This window comes from Streptomyces sp. ATLC9, from assembly GCF_057196705.1.
In genome coordinates this window covers 1-2,217 of sequence record NZ_JBXUOY010000463.1, presented here as the reverse complement: position 1 = coordinate 2,217, position 2,217 = coordinate 1, and the positions used below count along the sequence as shown (strand labels likewise).

Here is a 2,217-nt window from a genome sequence, read left to right as displayed (position 1 = left end):
GGAGCGCGGGCGGCGGGGTGGCGGCGAAGCCGCTCGCCTCCCTCGCCGCGGGCGAGCGCACCGCCGCGCTGGCGGTACCGCTCTCCGCCGCGCCGGGGGCCGGGGCCTTCCCCTCCGCCGTGCGGGCCGACAGCGCGGGCGCCCTGACCGGCACGGTCACCTCGGTCGCCGACGCCGCTGCCGCCGATGTCCTGATCGTCCCCGCCGAGGGCCGGGACGGGCCGGGACTGTACGCGGTGGAGGCCACGGCCGCCGCCCTGGCCGTCGTACCGCGCACCTCCCTCGACCTCACCCGTCCGGTGGCCGACGTGACGTTCACCGGCACCGCCGCCCGGCGGCTGGCCGGCCCGGAGCAGGCCCGCGCCGCGCTGGAGCGCGCGCTGCTGACCGGCGCCGGACTGCTCGCCTCCGAGCAGCTCGGCATCGCCGAGTGGTGTCTGACCGCCACCGTCTCGTATCTGAGGGACCGGCGGCAGTTCGGGCGGCAGCTCGGCTCCTTCCAGGCGCTCAAGCACCGGCTGGCCGACCTCTGGCTGGAGGTGGTCGGCGCGCGGGCCGCCGCCCGGTACGCCGCCGACACCCTGGCCACCGGCGACCCGGACGCCCCCGTGGCCGTCGCGGTGGCCGCCTCCCACTGCGGGGAGCTGGCGGTACGGGCGGCCGAGGAGTGCGTCCAGCTCCACGGCGGCATCGGCATGACCTGGGAGCACCCGGCGCACCTGTACCTCAAGCGCGCCAAGGCCGACCAGATCGCGCTGGGCACCCCCGACCGCCACCGCGCCGCGCTCGCCGCTCTGGTGGACCTGCCGGCGCCGGTGGGCTGAGCCCGGCGGTACGGTCGCCTACTGCCGGGCCGGGCTGGAGGCGTACCGGACGGGCCACCGCTTCGCGCTGCACCGGCGCCGGCCGGGGGACTCCGTCGCCCACGACCCGGCCGCCCCACGCGTCGAACTCCTTCGACCAGGACGGTGCCCGGTCGGGCCCGGTTCCCCACATCGGACCGCGCAGATTGTGGGTGGAGAAGCCGCTGCCGACGACCAGTACGCCCTCCTCGCGCAGCGGGGCCAGCCTGCGGCCCGGCCGCAGCAGCTCCCCCGGGTCCAAGGTGGGCATCGAGACCTGCGGCACGGGGATGTCGGCGTCGGGGTACATCTCGGCCAGCGGCACGTACGCGCCGTGGTCCAGACCCCGGTCCGGCGCGTGGTGCACCGGGGCGCCCGGCCCGGCGAGCAGGGCCCGCACCTTCGGGGCCAGGGCGGGGGCGCCCGGGGCCGGGTAGGCGACGCGGTATTAGCGCTCGGGGAAGCCGTGGAAGTCGTCCACCAGGGGGACGGTCCGGGTGGTGCCCAGTGTCACCGGCGCGGACTCCCAGTGCGCGGAGACGATCAGCACGGCCTCGGCCGCGGCGGCTCCGCGGACCAGCCGGCGAGCTGCGAGGTCCACAGGGCGTCGTCGGCCAGCGGCGGGGCGCCGTGGCCGAGGTACAGCACGGGCATGCGGCCCGCCTCGGAGCGCGGGGCCGGCGGGGTGGCCGCGGTCACGGGGGCGTCCTCCCGGATCGGACCGGTTCGCCTTGGTTCAAATTTAAATCACTTACCGATGGCGAGCGTACAGCTTGGTTTGAATTTGAACAACTGCGTACGATGGGGGCATGAAGGAGCCCCGATGGCTGGACGAGCTGGAGATGGCGGCCTGGCAGGGCTTCCTCGAAGCCGGCAACCGCGTCACCCGAAGGCTTGAGCAGCAGCTCAAGGACGAGGCGGGCCTGTCCCACCCGCAGTACGAGATCCTGGTCCACCTCGCCGAGGCACCCGGCGGCGAGATCCGCATGACCGAACTGGCCGAACGGCTGATCACCTCCAAGAGCGGTCTGACCTACCAGGTGGGCCAGCTGGAGAGGCGCGGTCTGGTGCGGCGCCGCGCCTGCCCCACCGACGTCCGCGGCGTCTTCGCCGTCCTCACCGAGGAGGGGCGCGAACTGCTGCGTGCCGCGGCCCCCGGCCATGTGGCGACGGTGCGCGAGACGCTCGTCGACGTCCTCGGCCGCGAGGAACTGGCCGTCCTGGCGCGGGCGCTGGGCGAGGTGGGCCGGCGGCTGCGCGACTGAGCGGACGGCGGGCGGAACGCCGGTGGGGGGGCCGCCCCCCCCCCCCCCCCCGCGCGGCCCCCCCCCCCCCAGACCCCCCCCCCCCCCCCCCCCCCCCCCCCCCCGGGCCC

2 protein-coding genes and 1 pseudogene are annotated in these 2,217 nt (G+C 76.5%); 2 read left to right on the top strand and 1 reads right to left on the bottom strand.

All coding sequences use genetic code 11. The features are described from left to right. On the top strand, positions 1–824 hold an 824-nt coding region (locus tag AC2CJA_RS26285), incomplete at its 5' end, for an acyl-CoA dehydrogenase family protein (RefSeq protein WP_484605157.1). 91 nt (positions 825–915) lie between these two features. On the opposite strand, the pseudogene AC2CJA_RS26280 reads toward AC2CJA_RS26285, so the two are convergent. Beyond that, positions 916–1,496, bottom strand: a pseudogene (locus tag AC2CJA_RS26280) (dioxygenase family protein); the annotation flags it as partial. A 155-nt stretch (positions 1,497–1,651) separates the two neighbouring features. Between AC2CJA_RS26280 and AC2CJA_RS26275 the strand changes: the two are divergent. Next, on the top strand, positions 1,652–2,107 hold the full coding sequence (locus AC2CJA_RS26275) for a MarR family winged helix-turn-helix transcriptional regulator (RefSeq protein WP_484605156.1): 456 nt from the start codon (positions 1,652–1,654) through the stop codon (positions 2,105–2,107). Positions 2,108–2,217: the final 110 nt, after the last annotated feature.